The sequence below is a fragment of the Amycolatopsis sp. NPDC050768 genome (assembly GCF_040654155.1).
Taxonomy (GTDB): Bacteria; Actinomycetota; Actinomycetes; order Mycobacteriales; family Pseudonocardiaceae; genus Amycolatopsis.
In genome coordinates, this window is record NZ_JBFAHL010000002.1 from 246,676 (window position 1) to 264,196 (window position 17,521).

Consider the following 17,521-nt stretch of genomic DNA (forward strand, 5'->3'; position numbering starts at 1 on the left):
GCAGAGCGATGCCGGGAGGCGAGCAGTGGACCCACGCGAAACCTACGCAGCGATGCCCAACGTCGCCGATCTCGGCGATCTGCCCGACGCCTGGCACTGGGCGAGCGCCCCCGGCTTCGACTACAGCGCCGCCCTGTACGCCGACGGCAAGCGCGCCTTCCAAGCATTCGCACTGGATTCGTACGACGAAGAGCTGGCTGTCGCGCTGCTGTCCTTCGCCCGCTCGCACGGTGCCGAACTGGCGACCGACGCCCCGCTGTCCCTGGCCGAAGGCTTCGCCCCCGCGGGCTACGGCTTCGACGCGGTCGCCGCGGCCGGCCCGCTCGTGCACCGCCTCTACCCGGACGACGCCGAGATGCACGACGCCGTCCGGGCCGTCATCCCGATCTTCCGCTGCGAAGCCGCCGGCGACGAGCCTCTCCCGGAAGCCGAATACCGCTACAGTCGCGGCAACGGTATCCGCGGCACCAGCTGGGACCGCCCGCCGTCCCCGTACCTGAAATACCGCTACCGCGGCGCCACTGGTTCCGTACAAGCAAAGCGCGGTTTCGCCGGGCTCAAATCCCTGGTCAGCACGATGACCCGGGGCGAGGGCCGGGACGACCTGTTCGTGGAGTTCGAGAACTATCGACACGAGGTGTACACGGTCACCTGGACCGACACCTGGACCCTCACCGGGCCGGACGGGGTTGCCACTCCGGTCGGCCTCGAGGAACTGCTGGAAGCGGTCAAGGTCGCGCTGTACGGACCGAACATCGAGTACGCGGACTTCCCCGGCTGAAGTGGACAGCAGTAGCCACACTGCTAGCGCGGTCGCCACCGCTGCGGAGCATCGCGCAGTCGGGCCAGCGCTGCCGACCTCGAGCGCCACATTGCTACCCGAGGTCTCGTTTTTCGCTCGACTCGGCTAGTTTCCGCCTTGGCTTCTTGTCATGCCGCTGACCGCGCCGCGCGACGCACGCTCGGTAGCTCGTTCAGTCATGGGAGACCAGGGAACCACGTACGCGGCGTTCATACAGAGCGAGCTCAAGCTGGAGGGCGATCCTGGTGCTGCGGCTGGGAGGACCTTGGTCATGAACGGCCGTGCTGCGTTTCAGGTTTTGGTGCTGCCCTACCGGCAGACGGGCCAGGGCACGGAGTTCGCGTTGTTCCGGCGGGCTGATGCCGACTATTGGCAGGGTGTGGCCGGCGGTGGCGAAGCGGGCGAGTCCCCGCTGCAGGCGGCGCGGCGGGAAACCGCCGAGGAAGCCGGCTTGGTCGGTGACTGCGAGTTCGTCGGGCTGGATGCGCGCGCCACGATCCCAGTTGTCTCCGTGACCGGGGAGTTCACCTGGGGACCGGACGTGCTGGTGATCCCGGAGTACGCGTTCGGTGTCCGAGTGGAGGACACCGAGGTGATCTTGTCGCACGAGCACACCGAGTACGGCTGGTTCAGCCTCGACAACGCAGCGAAGGCCGTGCAGTGGGATTCCAACCGCACCGCGCTGTGGGAACTGAACCACCGGCTGCGCCACGGCCTCGTTCACCGCGTCGCCTGAGCCACGGGCCACGGAGGACTGCCAACGGCTGGCCTCGGCGTGTACGTGTTGTCCGGCCTGCATGGCAGTTGTTGCTCTCCGTACTGCATAACTCTCCATGATCGTCACGTTCGGAATATGTGGCGACGGAGGAACCTTGGGACGCAGGCGGATCATGGGCACGCCGCGAATGCCGGGAGGTCCGGCTTGGCAGCGGTCGCCAAGTGGCCGCTTTGTCGCTGCCCATACTTGAATGGGCCAATCAGGTTACTTTAGCCGGATCCTCCCCGAATTAGCCCTTACTAAGCAAAAATGCAGGTATGTCCCCACGTGCCAGGGGACATTTCAGCGAACAGGGGAGGATTCTGTTGAGGAACATCGGAAAGGTCCTTGCTCGGACCTCGGTCGCCGTCGGGGCCAGCGTCGTTCTCGCGGCCACGACAGTCAGCACGGCTCATGCAGCGGCTCGTGACGGACACTGTGACGCGGGGGAATTCTGCCTCTACTGGGGGAATGAGCGGACGGAGTCGTTGTCGGACTTCACCGGCTCGATCTCAAACTACGGCGACTCCCAGCCGACCTGCTACGAGTTCAAGGGAGCCGGCCGGGGGATCAACACCTGCGTCAAGAACAACGCCATCTCCGCGTGGAACCGCACCAAATACAAGGTCACGGTGTACTACAACAGCGGTTACGGCGGCGCCGAAATGACCTACTACCCCGGCACTTGGGGCAACTTCGTTCCCGAGCTGCTGAACAACAACGCCAGCCACCTGTTCCGGTCGCTGTAAACCGCAGAGACAGCTCAGCCTTGCCAGGAAGAGAAGGAACCGGCAGGGCTGAGCGGTCACGACCGATGCGCACACGCCTCGGTGACGAAATCGATGTCGATCGTCACCACGTCGACCCCACGCCCGACGGCGACCTTCTCTGGCAGGCCGTCGAGATCCGGGACCGCGCAACACGACCGAGGCAGAGACACCGACGGCCTCATAGCGATCCTGAACACGACAGAACCCCGGCAACACACCGTTGCCGGGGTTCTGCCCGATACAAGAAGGTTTCGTACCCGGCAAACTCGGCCGGACTTCGGCGACCGTCCGGACGAGGCTGCCCCGGAGCGCCAGGGCCCGAGGGAGTTGTCGCGACACCGGCCCCCGTGACGCTCCGACGATCCGGGCCAAAGGCCAAACACGAAGACCTCGTCGCCGACATGCAGAGCATGCGCGATCCTCAGCCGGGTCGGATCACCCAGCGCCCACCGGCACACGGCGCGTCCGGCGGTCTGCTCTGCCTGCGGCTGCGCAGCACACAACGACTCAACATGGTCGAACTCGATGCACCGCAGGTCACAGCGGAGGTCGCCGCACCCCGAACGGTTGTATTCGTGAGGACACACATATAAGTTTGGGAGTCCGAAATAGTCCGGTTGGGGTCGCCTGGAAGAGCGAACGGTGACCGATCGGACACGCAGCGTCGATCTGGAGGCCGCATCCGAGCCGTATGCGGCACGGTGGCGGCCCCCGAAGGAGGTGCGTGATGGCCGCGACGCGACGCCGGTTCCTGCTGGGAGGTGCCCTGGCCGGCACCGCCGGCCTCGCGCTTGGTGCGCGCGCCCTGCCCGCATCGTCCGAGGAGCCGGTCACTCCGGCCGGCCCGCATGCGGGCGGGCATGCGGGCGGGCACGGCGGCGGCGTGAACGGTCCGATGTTCCGCCAGGGCAGCACCGTCGACCATCGGGCGAACGGCTTCTACCCCAGCGAGGTCCTGCGCGACTTCGACTACGGCCGCGTCTCGCGGACCGACCGGGGCCGCCCGCTGCGGGAGTGGGAGATCTTCGCCAGTGACGAGGACGTGGAGGTCGCGCCCGGTGTCCGGTTCCCGGCCTGGACGTTCAACGCACGGGTGCCCGGTCCGACGTTGCGCTGCCAGCAGGGCGATCTGCTGCGGGTGCGGTTCACCAACGGCTCGGCCCACCCCCACACGATGCACTTCCACGGTATCCACCCGGCCGAGATGGACGGGGTCCCCAACATCGGGCCCGGGGTCATCGAGCCCGGGCACAGCGTGGTGTACGAGTTCGACGCTCAGCCGTTCGGGCTGCACCTCTACCACTGTCACGTGGGTCCGCTGGCCGAGCACATCGCCCGCGGCATGTACGGCACCTTCATCGTCGACCCGCCCCAGCCGCGTCCGCCGGCCGATGAGCTGGTCATGGTGATGCACGGCTACAACACGACCTTCGACGGGCAGGGCAATCAGCTCTACGCGGTAAACGGCATCCCGTTCCACTACATGCACGAGCCGATCCGGGTCCGGCGCGGCGAGCTGGTCCGGATCTACCTGGTCAACATCCTCGAATACGACCCGATCAACAGCTTCCACCTGCACGGCAACTTCTTCGACTACTACCCGACCGGCACCCGCCTCGAACCCTCCGAGTACACCGACACCGTCGTTCAGGCCCAGGGCCAGCGCGGAATCTGTGAGCTGCGATTCCCCCACACCGGGAAGTTCATGTTCCACGCGCACAAAACGGAGTTCGCCGAACTCGGCTGGATGGGTTTCTTCGAGGTGACCGAATGACCGACGGCCGCACGGCGGGACTGCGGGCATGGCTGCCCGCGATCGCCGGTGTCGTCCTCGTCGGGATCGCCTTGGCAGCACTCGCCGTACTCGGCGGCCGGTCGCTGCCCGAACGCACCGGACCACCGATCGAGCAGCTCATCGTCGAACACACGCAGCTGACCCCGGGCGCGATCGAACTGACCCTGCGCAACACCGGCCCGGATCCGGTGCAGGTCGCGCAGGTGTTCGTCAACGACACCTACGTCGACTTCACCGGCGGGACGGGGCCTATCCAACGGCTCGGCACCGACACACTACGGCTGACCTACCCGTGGCAGAACGGACAGCCGTACACGGTCGCGATGCTGACCTCCACCGGTCTGGCGATCGAACACGAGATCCCGGCCGCGGTGAGCACCCCGCCCGCAAACGGCGGCTTCTTCGCCGTGATGGCCCTGCTGGGTACCTACGTCGGAATCATTCCCGTCGTGCTCGGCATGCTGTTCCTGCCCGTGCTGCGCCGGATCGGCGCCCGGGGAATGCGCTTGCTGCTGGCCCTGACCGTCGGGCTGCTTGCGTTTCTCGCCGTGGACGCGACGCTCGAAGGTGTCGAGCTCGCCGGGCGCGGCGGAGGCGCGTTCGGCGGTCCGGCCCTCGTCGTGCTCGGCGCCGTGCTGGCGTTCCTCGCCCTCACCGCAGTCGACCACCGACTGAAAGCCGGCCGCCGCGAAGAGGAGCCGGCACGGGCGACCGGAACCCGCCTGGCCGTCATGATCGCGATCGGAGTCGGCCTGCACAATCTCGGCGAAGGCCTCGCGATCGGCGCCGCCTACACCGTCGGCGAACTCGCCCTCGGCACCGCTCTGGTCGTCGGGTTCACCATCCAGAACACCACCGAAGGTCTCGCGATCGTCGCACCCCTGACCGAGCAACGTCCCCCGCTGCTCCGCCTGCTGGGCCTCGGCATCCTCGCCGGCGCACCAGCGATCGCCGGAACACTTGTCGGCGCCACCGTGAGAAACGCGGAACTCTCCGCGTTCCTGCTCGGCATCGGCGTCGGCGCGATCGCACAGGTCATCATCCAGATCGCCCCATCCCTGAGAGACCGACACGCCCGGATGCTCGACCCCACCACCATCGGCGGTGCCGCCGCCGGCCTGCTCGCGATGTACCTCACCGGGCTCCTCGTCACCGTCTGACCCAAACCGCCCACGGACACCGTTGCCGAGCTCGGCGCCGTACCCATCCCGCGCTCGCGGCGTCGAGGGCATCGGCGACTACTTCGTGCGCCGAGGGCTCAAGCGGAGACCCGCGAGTCTTGGGCTCGGATCTCGCTGGCCGGGTTGCCGCCCCACCAGGCGTGGGGTGGTACTTCCTCGCCCTTCATGAGGAAGGAGTCGGCGGTGAGCGACGCGCCGTCGCCCATCGACGCTCCATAGTGGACCAGGGCCCCGACCCCGATCGTGCAGCCGGACCCGACGGCGATGCGGTCGGCCTTGAAGGTGCCGTCCTCCTGGGAATGGCACTGCAGTTTGCTGGCGGGGTTGAACGTGACGTCGTCGCCGATCGTCACGAGGGTCTTTTCCGGTAACCCGCAGCCGTCGTCGAAAAGCCGGCGGCCGATGCGGGCCCCGAGCATCCGCCAGATCACGCCTTTGAACGGTGTGCCGTTGAAGGCTTGCACGTAGGCCATCGCGGCCGCCTTCCAGAACCGTTCGTGCCGCCAGAAGCGGATGTCGTAGATCGAGCAGTACAGCGGCTGCAGGGGGTGGATCACTTGGGAGGCGCGTTCGACCAGGGTGAAGTAACAGACGCTGAACAGCATCCCGACGAGCGACGCCAGCGCGATCGCCGACAGCCCGAGCACGGGGTAGACGTCCGTGGTGGCCCAGCCGAGCAGAACGAGGCCCAGGAAATAGATCCAGCGCACCAGCAGGAACATCACGATAGTGACGGAGTTGTGCCGGTTCTTCGCGGCGAGGCCCCGGCGCAGCGCGTCGCCGCTCCTGAGATGGTCGAACTGCCGGTCCCGCGCCACCGTGCGCGGGATCTCGAAGCTCGGCGAACCGAGCAACCCCACGTTCTCGCGAACCGGGCCGTCGACCGGCACCAGCACCTTGGTGCCCAGCAGGCAGTTCTCGCCCGCCCGGCTCTGCGCGGGATACGCGACGTTGTTGCCGAGGAAGTTGTGCCCGCCGATCTTCGTTCGGGCCACCCGGAACGACGTGCTGGAGAAGTCTGCGTTGATGATCGACAGGCCGTCCGCGATCATCGTGCCGCTGCCGACGGTGCTCAGCTGCGGGGTTTCGTGCTTGACCACGGACCCGAAGTTCGACCCCGTCTGCTGGAGGTCGGGCATCCGGTACCCGAGGTACCGCAGGTAGTGCACGATGGCCGAGCTGTCGCCGAAGAGCGTGATGAAGAACTTCAGGTTGGAGACCACGCGGATCGCCCGGTGCAGCGAGTAGCGGAAACCGTACAGGCGATAGACCCTGTCCGGTTTCAGGACGACGCCGAGCACACGCGGGACGGCCGCGACGAGCAGCAGGGTGATGAGCGATCCGCCGAAGAAGATCACGAACGACACGGCGAGCGCGTCGAGGTAGAAGGCCCAGCTGGTGAACTGCAGCGGCTCCGAGCTCAGGAACGTCGCGAGCTGCGGGGCGGTGGCGAGCAGTAGGTCCACGCCGCCGATGGCCAACGGCAGGTACACCAGCAGCAGGGCCAGCAGCTGCGAGACGCCGTAGCAGAACCGGCGCACCATGCCGCATCCCGCGGGACCGACACCGCGGTAGTCGGTCTCGGTCCGCCACGCCGGTGACCCGTGCCAATGCTCACCCGCCGGCACCGCCTGGCGGGGATGCAGTGACGACGCGTGTCCCAGCTGCGCCCCGTCGCCGATCGAGGTGTCGATGTCGATCACCGACAACTCCCCCACGAACACGTCCTTCCCGAGGGTCACCGAACCGGTCTGGATCTCGCCGGCCTCGGCCCGGTAACCGAGGAGGAAGGAGTCCTTGCGGATCACCGAACCCTCGCCGATCGTGAGCAGGTCGGTGCACACGGGCACGTTGCGGGAGAAGATCGCGACTCCCCGGCCGATCTTCGCCCCGAGTGCTTTCAGGTACAGCACGTACAGCGGTGAGCCCAGGGCCAGCAGCGCCACCAGGTTGCGCTGCACCAGCGTCTTGACCAGCCAGAACCGGAAGTAGTCGAGGGTCCACACTCGGATCCGCCGCGGCTTCCACCGGCCGATCAGCACCCACTTCGCCACGATCGGCAGCACACACAGCCCGACGAACGCAGCGGAGGTGAACAGCACCAGCCGCAGGTAGATGTCCAGCAGGTTCGTTCCGGCGGCAGATACCCAGGTCACGCCGCGTACGACGAGCAACGCCGCCAAGTACGCGTAACCCACGAACGCCAGGAACTGAAGTAGTCCACAAAGGACATACTGTGCCGTGCCGCCACGAGGAGGTGCATTGGCCTGCTTCGCAGCCGCAGGCTCAGCCAACGCGGGTGCAGCGCCTCCGACTGATGCCGCCAGGCTTCTGATCGTCGGGTTGGCGTAAACGTCCTTCATCGACACCGACGGTACCTCCGCGCGCTTACGCACCCGCGCACAGAAATGCGCCATGACCAGCGAATTGGCGCCGAGATCTTCGAAGAAATCACTGTCAACCGACACCCGATCGACACGCACGACGTCCGCCAGCACCGTGGCGAACACGCGCTCGGCGCTGCCTGCCACCTCTACGTTGCCACCCTGGCCGCAGACAGATTCACGTTGCTTTTCTGGCGGGACGTTGAATGACTCACTCACCGCATGAACCCCATTGATCGGAAATCTGTGCCGAACTGATGACCACACTCAAGGCGGGTTGAGCACGCACCGAATCCGGCAGTGAAAGGCGTGGTGAACGTTCTCGCGCATTGCGACGAGGATCTGCTCGCGAACACCCTTGAACGCACAGCAACCCAGTTCCGTCACCGTGACACACCAGACGCCGCACCCGCAAGGACGTGCGTGCAAGATTCCAACACCTTCACGACTGATCAGGTGAAACTGATCCTTTTGGCTGCACGAATACCAGCGCTGAGCACGGCGGAACAATGCCACCTCACACAGATTTGACCCGCGTCACCGTGAAGTCACGATTTGATCTGGTGGATCACATTCGACATTCGTCGCGCGGGCGCAAAGACAGTGATCGGGCGTCGTTTTCGTCGACGGCGTGGAGACATATCTGGCGGGTGCCGCTGATGGACCGCGTCCTCCCGGCGGACCTGCTCCAGGAACACCTCGGCCGGTCGACCGCCAGATGCCTGCTGAACGACCTCAGACGGCCCAGGCTCCTTGGGACCGACGTCGAACCGAGCCGCAGTTCCTATCGGCCCAGCCGATCAAGAGGAACGGCCCGACGGCGTCGAAAGCGGGTTTGCCGTATTCGCCGGCGATCAGCGGTCCCGCGACGTTCAACGCCAAGGTCACCACGCTCGCGAAGAGCAGAAGGCGGCGGGCATGCCGCAGCGTTTCTACAGAAGCGCCGCCGAGCCATACCCGACAGCCGTGGCGGTTCGCTCCAGGCTGAGCTCGCCGGCGCGCAGGTGAACCCGGGCTTGGGTCGTCCGGCAGTCGGTCAGATATTGCATCGGTGATTGCCCCAACGCGTCACGGCCCGAGCGAACACCGGCCGCGACAGACCGCTTACGGCGGCCAGGTCGGCAACGATCCACGCCTTCTCCGCCTCACCTTGCATGACCTGCAACGCGGCGTTCAGCCGCGGATCGGCCGAGGCAGTGAACCAGCGTGGCCACGGTCGGGCTGGTGCGGAAGTCACTGCGGATCGCCGGCACGAGCAGCTCCGGATCGAGGCATTCGGCGCTTGGCTCGTGGCCGATGTAGTGATCAGGCCCACCCCGGACCAGCGTGACATCGCCGGGCACCAGCTCGACTGCGCTTCCCGCCGCGTCCGGCGAAAGCCAGCCACGACTTCGAACGACCGTGTGCACCGCGAGCCGGATCGAACCACCCAGCCGGTCGAGATCGTCTTCGCCGCCGAGCGAAGCGTCACTGGTCAGTTACCTGAACCGTTCGCCGACGGCCCTGACTGCGTGAAGCGCAGCCCGGGCCCGCCGCGAACTCAGGGGTTTGTAGCCCCCAAAACGCCCCTACCCGCAGGCAACAAAAAAGCCCAGGTCAGCGACCTAGGCTTGGATGCTCCCCCGCTTGGACTCGAACCAAGAACCCTCCGGTTAACAGCCGAATGCTCTGCCAGTTGAGCTACAGGGGATCGTATTCAGTTGTGCGCCGGATGTCCGGCGCGATGGAAAGAACTTTAGCGCACCGCCTGCGCCACCCGAACAGGGGGCCCCTCTTCGCGGATCACACCCAGGGGGCGCCGGATTGCTGGACAATGGAGAGTCGGGAGTCCGACGAACGAGAGGCGTGGCCGCTGATGAAGAAGTTCCTGCTGGGCGTGGGTCTGGGATACGTGCTGGGGACCAAGGCCGGCCGGGGACGGTACGAGCAGATCGTGCGCACCTACCGCAAGGTGATCGACCACCCGATGGTCCAGGGCGCCGCGGGAGTGGCGCGCGCCAAGGTCGGCGAGAAGTTCGGCCGGGGGCACTGAGCCGCACGCGTACCGCTGAGGGGGTCTGTGAGCGCGCCCGGAAACGGCGGGGTCAGGGGATCCGCGCGATGAAGAAGATGCGACGGAACTCGAACCACGTCGTGCCGTCCGCGCGGGGCGGGTAGGCCTCGTCGAGGAGCGGGGCCAGCTCGGCGCGGAAGGACGCCCAGTCGTCGTCCGGGAGGGCGGCGCGGATGGGGCGCAGGGCGGTGCCGGTGATCCACTCCAGCACGGCGTTCTCGCCGGCCAGGCGCTGCATGTACGTCGTCTCCCAGGCGTCGACGAGGCAGCCCGCGTCGGCCAGCAGGGAGGCGTACTCCAGGGGCGACGACACCGCCTCGTTCTCCCGCAGAACGAGGGAAGCCAGGCGCGAGGACCACGCCGGGGAGGCCGCCAGCTCGCGCGTGATGCGGTGCGACGGGGCACCGAAGTTGCCCGGCACCTGCACGGCCAGCACGGCACCCGAGGGCAGCTGCGAGACCCAGCGGCGCAGCAGGTCGTCGTGGCCCGGCACCCACTGGAGCACCGCGTTGGAGACCACCACGTCCGTGTCCGAGCGCGGCGCCCACTCGCGTACATCGGCGACGTGCGCGTCCACTCCGCGAGAGCGGGCGGCGTCCACCATCTCCGGTGAGCTGTCCAGGGCCTCCAGCGCAGCGCCGGGCCAGCGGCGGCCCAGGTCGAGCGTGAGGTTGCCCGGGCCGCAGCCCAGGTCGACGACGCGGCGGGGCGCGTCGGACGAGATTCGCTCGATCAGGTCGTAGAAGGGGCGGGCCCGGAGGTCCGCGTAGTCGAGGTACTTGGCCGGATCCCACATGGCGAACCTCCCGAAAGATAAACCGTACGCCCGTACTGAGTACGAGCGTACTGCTTACTCCCCCGAGTTGGCCAGCTTCTCGGCGACTTCCCCGGCGATCGCCTCCACCAACGCCGGATCGGTGCTCGGGTCGGGTCGCACCTGGAGCACCGTGCCGTCGCGGCCGGGGACCTTGCGCTGCACGAACCACGCGCCGCCGCCGGTGCCGAAGTCGTGGCGGTGGCGTGAGCGCACGGAGCCGTCGACGCGCAGGCGCACCTGCGGCGGCACCTTGCCCGGCGCCGGCAGCCGGAACCGCACGGGCGGGCGGTCGACGACCACCATCACGGCGCCGGCCTCCCCGGTCTCCTCGGACTCCGTGAGTTCGAAGACGCCCTCGGCCCACGCGGCCTTGGCCACGAGGTGCCAGTAGACCCGCCGGGGGCCGCCCTCGGTCGGAATCCACAGGCCCAGGCTGGTCACCACGAGCTCGCCGCCGCCTTCGACGCCCGCGACCGCGATCACGTTCTCGCCCGCAGCGAGCTCGCCCGGGAAGTCCGCGGGGAGTCCCCCGCCCATCAGACGGTTCAGCCAGCCCATGTCAGTCCCATCCGGACGCGGCCTGCTCGCGCAGCGACTTGCGGTACTGCTCCAGCGCGACGAGGTCGCCGAACAGCGCGCGGTAGTCGTCGGGCGCCTCGACCGGCGAAAGCCGTTGCAGCTTCGACTTGATCTCGCCGATCTGGCGGCCGACGAGGCTCTCCTGCACTCCCGCGAGCACACCGGAGATGTAGCGCGAGTCCACTTCTCCCAAGGCGCGCAACGGTTCCACCGCCAGCTCGCTCAGCACGCGCCGCACCGTCCCTTCCGGACAGTGCTGCGTCGCGGCGTCGAGCAGGGCCGAGCCGGTGAGCCCCGACGCCGCGCCGCCGGCCTTCAGCAACGCCAGGTGCACGGCCACGTACGCGGGGTGCGTGAACGCCTCTTCGGGCAGCGAGTCGTACTCCGGCCCGGCGATCGCGGGCTGCTGCAGCGCGGCCTTGAGCGCCTCGCGCTGGCCCATGAACCGCGGGTCGCCGGGTGCGGGCCGCGGCAGGTCCTGCTTCTCCGGAGCCGGCTCCGGCGCGGCAGCCTGCCGGGAGGCGGGCTGACGCAGCTGCGGCGTCTGGCCGCCACGCTTGGCCGTGGTCCCGGCGGCGCCGCGCACGCGGTTCACGACCTGCGCCACGTCCTGCCAGCCGACCCACCACGCGAGCTTGGAGGCGTAACCGTCGCGGCTCGCGCGGTCCTTGATGGCCGCGACCATCGGCACGGTCTTCTGCAGCGCCGAGACCTGGCCGTCGACCGCGTCGAGGTCGAACTGCTTGAGCGTGCTCTTGATCACGAACTCGAACAGCGGCGTCCGGCGCGCGACGAGGTCCTTCACGGCCGCGTCGCCCTTCGCGATGCGCAGCTCGCACGGGTCCATGCCGTCGGGCGCCACCGCGATGTAGGTCTGCCCGGCGAAGGTCTGGTCGCCCTCGAACGCCTTCAGCGCGGCCTTCTGGCCCGCCGCGTCGCCGTCGAAGGTGAAGACGATCTCGCCGCGGAAGGCGTCGTCGTCCATCATCAGCCGGCGCAGCACCTTCATGTGGTCCTCGCCGAACGCGGTGCCCGACGACGCGACGGCCGTCGGCACGCCGGCCGCGTGCATCGCCATCACGTCGGTGTAGCCCTCGACCACCACCACCTGGTGGCGCTTCGCGATCTCGCGCTTGGCCTGGTCGAGGCCGAACATGACCTGCGACTTCTTGTAGATCTGCGTCTCGGAGGTGTTGAGGTACTTCGCCTCGATGCGGTCGTCGTCGAACAGCCGCCGCGCGCCGAAGCCCACCACGTCGTTGCCGACGTCGCGGATCGGCCACACCAGCCGCCGGTGGAAGCGGTCCATCGGGCCGCGCTGGCCCTCCTTGGACAGCCCTGCCGCAAGCAGCTCCTTGACTTCGAACCCGCGGTTGAGCAGGTTCTTCGTCAGCTTGTCCCAGCCGCCCGGGGCGTAGCCGCAGCCGAACTGCTTGGCCGCGGCGGCGTCGAACCCGCGCTCGGAGAGGAAGTCGCGCGCGGCGCGGGCCTCGTCGGTCACCAGCTGCTCGATGTAGAACTCGCTCGCCGCGCGGTGCGCCTCGATGAGTCGCGAACGCGTGCCGCGGTCGCGCTGCACGCTCCCGCCGCCGCCCTCGTAGTTCAACCGGATGCCGACGCGGTCCGCCAGCCGCTCGACCGCCTCGACGAACGAGACGAGATCGATCTTCTGGATGAACTTGATGACGTCGCCGCCCTCGCCACAGCCGAAGCAGTGGAACGTGCCGTGAGTGGGGCGCACGTTGAACGACGGGGTCTTCTCGTTGTGGAACGGGCACAGCCCCTTCAGGCTGCCACCCCCGGCGCGCCGAAGCGCGACATACTCCCCGACGACCTCGTCAATCCGGTTGCGCTCACGCACCTCCGCGATGTCGCTCTCCCGAATCCGTCCTGCCACGGTATCCACAATAGTTCTCCCTCCCCGGTGGCTTTGCGGCACACTCGGCCTCATGCGCACACCGACGGCACTCGACGACCTCGCTGCGGAGTTCGCCGGCCACCGCGGCCACCTGATCGGGGTGGCCTACCGGCTCACGAGCACCCGCTCGGACGCGGAGGACGCCGTGCAGGAAGCGTGGCTGCGCCTGGCCGCGCTCGACGACGCCGGGCGCGCCGGCATCCGCGACCTGCGGGCCTGGCTGACCACCGTCGTGGGCCGCATCTGCCTCGACCGGCTGCGTTCGGCGCCCGCGCGGCGCGAGCAGTACGTGGGCCAGTGGCTGCCCGAGCCGATCGTGACGCCGTTCGGCGCGCCGGTGAGCGAGGATCCGCTCGAAGCCGCCGTGCGCGACGACGGCATCCGCATGGCCGCGCTCGTGGTGCTCGACAAGCTCACGCCCGAACAGCGCGTGGCGTTCGTGCTGCACGACGCGTTCTCCGTGCCGTTCGCGGAGGTCGCCGGGATCCTCGGCTGTTCGCCCGACGCCGCCCGCCAGCACGGCTCCCGGGCCCGGCGCGCGCTCGAGAGCGCCGACCCGCCGCCGCGCGCCGAGCTCACGGAGCAGCAGCAGGTGCTGGAGAAGTTCGTGACCGCGCTGCTGGCCGGCGACATCCGGGCGATGGCGAAGGTGCTGCACCCGGACGTCGTGCTCATCGGCGACTCCGATGGCAAGGGCCGCACCACGCGCCAGATCATGGTGGGCGCCGACAAGCTGTCGCGCTTCTTCCTGGGCCTGATCCAGAAGTACGAGCCCGGCGTGATCAGCCGCGGCGCCCCGATCCTCGTCAACGGCGACCTCGGCCTCTGGCTCCCGCCGATGCCCGGGCACGACGGGTTCCTCTCCGTCGACGAGCACGTGCAGTCCATGAGCCTGCGCGACGGCCGCATCGTGGCCATCTACGACATCGTGAACCCCGACAAGCTCACGCACATCACGCGTCCCGAGTCGGCGGACTCGAGCGACTGAGCGTCATCAGGCTTCAGGCGTCTCGCGTCCGGTCCAGCCGCTCGGGAAGGCGCCGGAAACCGGCCGACTCGTAGGTGGCGACGGCGGCGCCACGGGAGCTCGGGGTGCAGACCAGCGCGCTCGACGAACCCAGCTTCTTGAGCTCGGCCGCCGCGGCGACGCAGATCATCCGGCCGTAGCCGCGCCCGCGATGGTCGGCGTGGACGCCCATCGGTTCGAGCAACCCCGGCTTCCCCGGACCGGCCGACCAGACCGTCACCCCCGCCACCCGAACGCCTTCGCCGTCGCGAGCGAGCAGGCACCGCGCGTCGGTGTACGGCAACCCGGCCGTCATCGCGCGCCACAGCTCGTCGGTGAACCGCGGGCGGCCCCACGCCGACCGGTGGACGGCGGTGAACTCGGACCCCTGCCCCGGGCCGACGACCTCGACGCGCAAACCCGGTTGGTCCACCGGCCCCGTGAGGTCGCGGCGCAACGGCGTCCACGGCTCGCCGGCGCTCCAGCCGGCCTCGGACAGCAACTCTTGCACCCGGGTGCCGTCCGGTGCCTCGACGGAGGCCTTTCCCGCCGGCAGGACGCCACGTCGTGGTTCGGACACGTCCGCGACGACCTGGTGAGCCAGCTCCTCCTCGCGCCAGGCCGAGGGCGCGACAGTCATCCGCACCACGTCGGGACTGTCCAGGAACCCGATGGCCAGAAGCTGTCCGTCCCGGCTCCAGGTCCGCAGGGCTGCCGCCATCGCGTCGGCGCCGAACTGCCAGTACCAGCCCAGGTCGCCAGGGTGCAGCTGGATCGGCGCGGCGTCGCTCTGCCAGTCGCGAAGGGCGCGGACGACGTCGCCGAGCCGGCCGGCGTCCGGTGTGCTCAGTTCGATGGCCACGGTGGTGATGAAACACCTTCAGCCCGGAGCGGGCACTCGAATTGTCGGGCCGGGCACCTCGCTGTCACGGCATCGGCACCCGGCACGCGTCGCCTGAGGTGAAGCCCTGGTCGACGATGCCGAGCGCGCTGTTCATCCGCGCGCGGGAGTTCTCGAGCGCGATCTGATAGGTCAGCTCCAGCACGCCGGCGCGGCCGAACTCGGCTTCGAGCTCGGCCACCTGCTCGTCGGTCACGCTCACCTGCGCGCCCGACATCGCGTCGGCGTAGGCCACGGCCAGCCGCTCGGCGCGCGAGAACGCGGGCGAGGTCGCGTAGTCGTCGATGTGGCGCAGCCGCTCGATGTCGAGGCCTTCGTGGCGCTGCAGCATCCTGCCGAAGTCCACGCACCACGAGCACCCGATCCGCGTGGCGACGCGGTACACCGCCAGCTCGCGCACGTTGGCGGGCAGCCGCTTCGACGCCTTCTCGGCCATCAGCTCGTGGACCACGGTCGCGCGCAGCAGCCCCGGGTTGTGGGCCATCACGGCCATCGGCTCGGGCACGGCGCCGAAGCGCTTTCCGGCGAACCGGTAGAGCAGCTTCAGCAGCGGGCCGGCCTCGGTGGTGCGCTTCGCCGGGATGCGGGGCATGGTCGTCTCCTCTTCGTCGGTGCTGACGGAGGAACGAGACGGGCCGCGCGGATGTGACAGTGGACCGTCAGCGTCGACGCCAGTAGTCCGGCCGCCACCAGTACAGCGAGGTGCGATCGGCCGGCCACGGCTCATCGCTGACATCCCGAGGCCCCCACAGCACGGGCACGGGTACTGGGCCATCAGCTAGCGGCGGGCCGTGACCGCACGCACGTCCCAGATCCACACCCCGTCGACGAACTGCGCGGGTTTGCGCAGCAGCAGCTCGACGGTGGCGCGGTACGCATCGGCGTGCTCGCGCGGGATGAGGACAAGGACGCTGGCGTTCCAGTAGCGCAGGTCCTTGATCGTCTGGTCGCGGTCGGCGTCGGTGACGGGCTGGACCTCGCCGGAGTCGCGGACGCGGTCGAGGAGGGTGGACGTGGGGACCTGGTAGGAGCCGTAGCGGCCGCGTTTGTCGTCGGGGCCGCTCGGCCCGACGAAGTAGCCCTCGGGCATCGCGTAGCCCAGGCCGGCGTCCATCTGCCAGTGCAGCGGCTCCGACTCGCCCGAGCCGGGGAGCGGGACGGGCACCACGGTGCCGCCGGGGGCGACGTAGGTGCGCCAGGTGCCGTCGGCGAAGAAGGCCGGCGTGGGCGGGCGGTCCTTGACCAGCAGCTGCGTCGGCGCGATCGGGAGGAGTACGGCGATCACCGCGCCCACCCAGAGCAGGCGCAGGGGCACCCGGTGCTTGCCCTCTTCGGGATCCGGCAGGGTCTCGGCCGTCGCGAAGACGCGCTCGGTGGCGATCGCCAGCAGCGCGCCGATCGCGGGCACGCACGCCATCGCCAGGCGCGACTCCAGCAGCGACTCGAACAGCGGCAGGTCCGCCAGCAGCTTCCACGGCCCGGCCACGCCGGTGTCCACGTGCACCGCCATGAGCTCGACGCCCATCGACAGCCACGCCATGAGGAACATCGCGATCGCGAGCGAGCGCGCAACGGCCTCGCGCCACAGCCAGATCGTGACCACGACCATGAGCGCGATGAGCGGCCAGCCGAAGAACGCGTTCTCCTCGGTGCGGTTGATCGACACGTCGGCCGCGGCGTCGGGCTGGCCGGCGATCGACTGCGTGGCGAACCGCGTGAACGCGGCGAGGTCGTTGCCGACCGGGCCGTGCTCCAGGCCGAAGTAGCTCTGCGGGCCGAAGAACTGCCACCACAGCGGGAAAACCACCAGCACACCGGTGATCACCACGGCCAGCCCGCCGCCGAGCAGCAGCGGCCGCACCATCGCCTTGATCTCCCGCGGGCGCGACGCGAGGTACGCGACGGCGAAGATCACGAAGCCCAGCGCGAAGATCAGCAGCGGCTCTTCGCCGAGGAAGATCTGGTACGCGGTGAGCACGCCGAGCCAGATCCCGTTGCGCACGAGCTTGCGGCCCTGCGCCAGGTGGATCACCTTGAGCGCCAGGAACGGCAGCACGAACCACGCGACGAAGTTCGGGTGCGCGTTGCCGTGCGAGATCATCGACGGCGCGAACCCGGCCACCGCGCCGCCGATCGCCGCCGCCGCGCGGTGGCGCACGAGGTGGCGCGAGAACACCCAGTACCAGGCAGCCGCGGTGCCGGCGAGGCTGCCGGTGAGCGCGATGGCCCACGTGACCGTGGGGCCGAAGGCTAGCGTGATCGGCGTGAGCGGGATCCCGACGCCGAGCATGGCCGTGTTGGCCATCATGTTCACGCCGAGCGGGTAGTTCTGCAGGTCCGAGTTGAGCGGGTTCTGCAGGTGCAGCACGGACTTCGCGGTGACGTCGAAGAACCACTCCCACAGATTCTGGTCCGACGCGCTGTTCCACAGGTAGCCCGTGCCCAGGTCGTCCCAGAGGCCGCCGTACAGGATGAACGCGAACGCGACGAAGGCCGCCATGATGCCGGCGTCGGCCCACGACGGGCGCAGCTTCGGCGTGGCGGCGGGCGCGGACGGC

Annotated in this window: 15 protein-coding genes and 1 tRNA gene; 7 read left to right on the forward strand and 9 right to left on the reverse strand. The window is 68.8% G+C overall.

Annotated elements, in window-relative coordinates; genetic code table 11:
• Positions 1-25 precede the first annotated feature (25 nt).
• The 5 genes from AB0H62_RS08355 to AB0H62_RS08375 all read left to right on the forward strand — a co-directional run bounded on the left by AB0H62_RS08355 (position 26) and on the right by AB0H62_RS08375 (position 5,284).
• Complete coding sequence (locus tag AB0H62_RS08355) at positions 26-781, forward strand: hypothetical protein (RefSeq protein WP_220242750.1); 756 nt, start codon at positions 26-28, stop codon at positions 779-781.
• A gap of 292 nt (positions 782-1,073) precedes the next feature.
• Positions 1,074-1,538, forward strand: a complete 465-nt coding sequence (locus tag AB0H62_RS08360; RefSeq protein WP_360584948.1) for an NUDIX pyrophosphatase — start codon at positions 1,074-1,076, stop codon at positions 1,536-1,538.
• Positions 1,539-1,837: 299 nt separating this feature from the next.
• Positions 1,838-2,308, forward strand: a complete 471-nt coding sequence (locus tag AB0H62_RS08365; protein WP_220242752.1) for a peptidase inhibitor family I36 protein — start codon at positions 1,838-1,840, stop codon at positions 2,306-2,308.
• Positions 2,309-3,056: 748 nt separating this feature from the next.
• The gene (locus tag AB0H62_RS08370) at positions 3,057-4,103 is read left to right on the forward strand and encodes a multicopper oxidase domain-containing protein (protein WP_360584950.1); all 1,047 of its coding nucleotides are present in this window, start codon (positions 3,057-3,059) and stop codon (positions 4,101-4,103) included.
• Positions 4,100-5,284 (forward strand): hypothetical protein, encoded by a 1,185-nt coding sequence (locus AB0H62_RS08375; RefSeq protein ID WP_220242754.1) that lies wholly within the window; start codon positions 4,100-4,102, stop codon positions 5,282-5,284. Before AB0H62_RS08370 ends, AB0H62_RS08375 begins: the two co-directional genes overlap by 4 nt.
• Positions 5,285-5,382: 98 nt before the next feature.
• Here the strand turns inward: AB0H62_RS08375 and AB0H62_RS08380 are convergent, their stop codons facing one another.
• From AB0H62_RS08380 to AB0H62_RS08390, 3 genes are all read right to left on the reverse strand, one after another.
• The gene (locus tag AB0H62_RS08380) at positions 5,383-7,836 is read right to left on the reverse strand and encodes a Pls/PosA family non-ribosomal peptide synthetase (protein WP_360584952.1); all 2,454 of its coding nucleotides are present in this window, start codon (positions 7,834-7,836) and stop codon (positions 5,383-5,385) included.
• Between the two features lie 998 nt (positions 7,837-8,834).
• Positions 8,835-9,167, reverse strand: a complete 333-nt coding sequence (locus AB0H62_RS08385; RefSeq protein ID WP_360585391.1) for a cupin domain-containing protein — start codon at positions 9,165-9,167, stop codon at positions 8,835-8,837.
• Between the two features lie 139 nt (positions 9,168-9,306).
• Positions 9,307-9,379 (reverse strand) — tRNA-Asn (locus tag AB0H62_RS08390).
• Positions 9,380-9,502: 123 nt separating this feature from the next.
• Between AB0H62_RS08390 and AB0H62_RS08395 the strand changes: the two genes are divergently transcribed.
• Positions 9,503-9,721 (forward strand): hypothetical protein, encoded by a 219-nt coding sequence (locus tag AB0H62_RS08395; protein WP_220242757.1) that lies wholly within the window; start codon positions 9,503-9,505, stop codon positions 9,719-9,721.
• Between the two features lie 52 nt (positions 9,722-9,773).
• Here AB0H62_RS08395 and AB0H62_RS08400 read toward each other — a convergent pair whose 3' ends face one another.
• The 3 genes from AB0H62_RS08400 to dnaG are packed head-to-tail and all read right to left on the reverse strand — an operon-like array spanning position 9,774 to position 13,035.
• Positions 9,774-10,538, reverse strand: a complete 765-nt coding sequence (locus tag AB0H62_RS08400) for a trans-aconitate 2-methyltransferase (RefSeq protein WP_360584955.1) — start codon at positions 10,536-10,538, stop codon at positions 9,774-9,776.
• Between the two features lie 54 nt (positions 10,539-10,592).
• Positions 10,593-11,117, reverse strand: coding sequence for a hypothetical protein (locus tag AB0H62_RS08405; protein ID WP_360584957.1), 525 nt, complete (start codon positions 11,115-11,117; stop codon positions 10,593-10,595).
• Position 11,118: 1 nt separating this feature from the next.
• The gene (dnaG, locus tag AB0H62_RS08410; RefSeq protein WP_360584959.1) at positions 11,119-13,035 is read right to left on the reverse strand and encodes a DNA primase; all 1,917 of its coding nucleotides are present in this window, start codon (positions 13,033-13,035) and stop codon (positions 11,119-11,121) included.
• A 52-nt stretch (positions 13,036-13,087) separates the two neighbouring features.
• Here dnaG and AB0H62_RS08415 point away from each other — a divergent pair, with 52 nt between their 5' ends.
• Positions 13,088-14,044: a sigma-70 family RNA polymerase sigma factor gene (locus AB0H62_RS08415; protein WP_220242761.1), complete on the forward strand. Its 957-nt coding sequence runs from the start codon at positions 13,088-13,090 to the stop codon at positions 14,042-14,044.
• A gap of 13 nt (positions 14,045-14,057) precedes the next feature.
• On the opposite strand, the gene AB0H62_RS08420 is transcribed toward AB0H62_RS08415, so the two are convergent.
• The 3 genes from AB0H62_RS08420 to AB0H62_RS08430 all read right to left on the reverse strand — a co-directional run bounded on the left by AB0H62_RS08420 (position 14,058) and on the right by AB0H62_RS08430 (position 17,463).
• Positions 14,058-14,924 carry a GNAT family N-acetyltransferase gene (locus AB0H62_RS08420; protein WP_255638272.1) on the reverse strand — a complete coding sequence of 289 codons (867 nt, stop codon included), beginning with the start codon at positions 14,922-14,924 and terminating at the stop codon, positions 14,058-14,060.
• Positions 14,925-14,988: 64 nt separating this feature from the next.
• On the reverse strand, positions 14,989-15,555 hold the full coding sequence (locus AB0H62_RS08425) for a carboxymuconolactone decarboxylase family protein (protein ID WP_360584962.1): 567 nt from the start codon (positions 15,553-15,555) through the stop codon (positions 14,989-14,991).
• A gap of 186 nt (positions 15,556-15,741) precedes the next feature.
• Positions 15,742-17,463, reverse strand: a complete 1,722-nt coding sequence (locus AB0H62_RS08430; RefSeq protein ID WP_360585393.1) for a glycosyl transferase — start codon at positions 17,461-17,463, stop codon at positions 15,742-15,744.
• Between the last annotated feature and the right edge of the window lie 58 nt (positions 17,464-17,521).

Coding starts and splice junctions, on each gene's coding strand:
- AB0H62_RS08375 (WP_220242754.1), top strand. CDS start 4,100: ATGACCGACGGCCGCACGGCGGGACTGCGGGCATGGCTGCCCGCGATC.
- AB0H62_RS08430 (WP_360585393.1), bottom strand. CDS start 17,463: ATGGCGGCCTTCGTCGCGTTCGCGTTCATCCTGTACGGCGGCCTCTGG.
- AB0H62_RS08405 (WP_360584957.1), bottom strand. CDS start 11,117: ATGGGCTGGCTGAACCGTCTGATGGGCGGGGGACTCCCCGCGGACTTC.
- AB0H62_RS08425 (WP_360584962.1), bottom strand. CDS start 15,555: ATGCCCCGCATCCCGGCGAAGCGCACCACCGAGGCCGGCCCGCTGCTG.
- AB0H62_RS08360 (WP_360584948.1), top strand. CDS start 1,074: ATGAACGGCCGTGCTGCGTTTCAGGTTTTGGTGCTGCCCTACCGGCAG.
- AB0H62_RS08365 (WP_220242752.1), top strand. CDS start 1,838: ATGTCCCCACGTGCCAGGGGACATTTCAGCGAACAGGGGAGGATTCTG.
- AB0H62_RS08415 (WP_220242761.1), top strand. CDS start 13,088: ATGCGCACACCGACGGCACTCGACGACCTCGCTGCGGAGTTCGCCGGC.
- AB0H62_RS08370 (WP_360584950.1), top strand. CDS start 3,057: ATGGCCGCGACGCGACGCCGGTTCCTGCTGGGAGGTGCCCTGGCCGGC.
- AB0H62_RS08395 (WP_220242757.1), top strand. CDS start 9,503: ATGGAGAGTCGGGAGTCCGACGAACGAGAGGCGTGGCCGCTGATGAAG.
- AB0H62_RS08400 (WP_360584955.1), bottom strand. CDS start 10,538: ATGTGGGATCCGGCCAAGTACCTCGACTACGCGGACCTCCGGGCCCGC.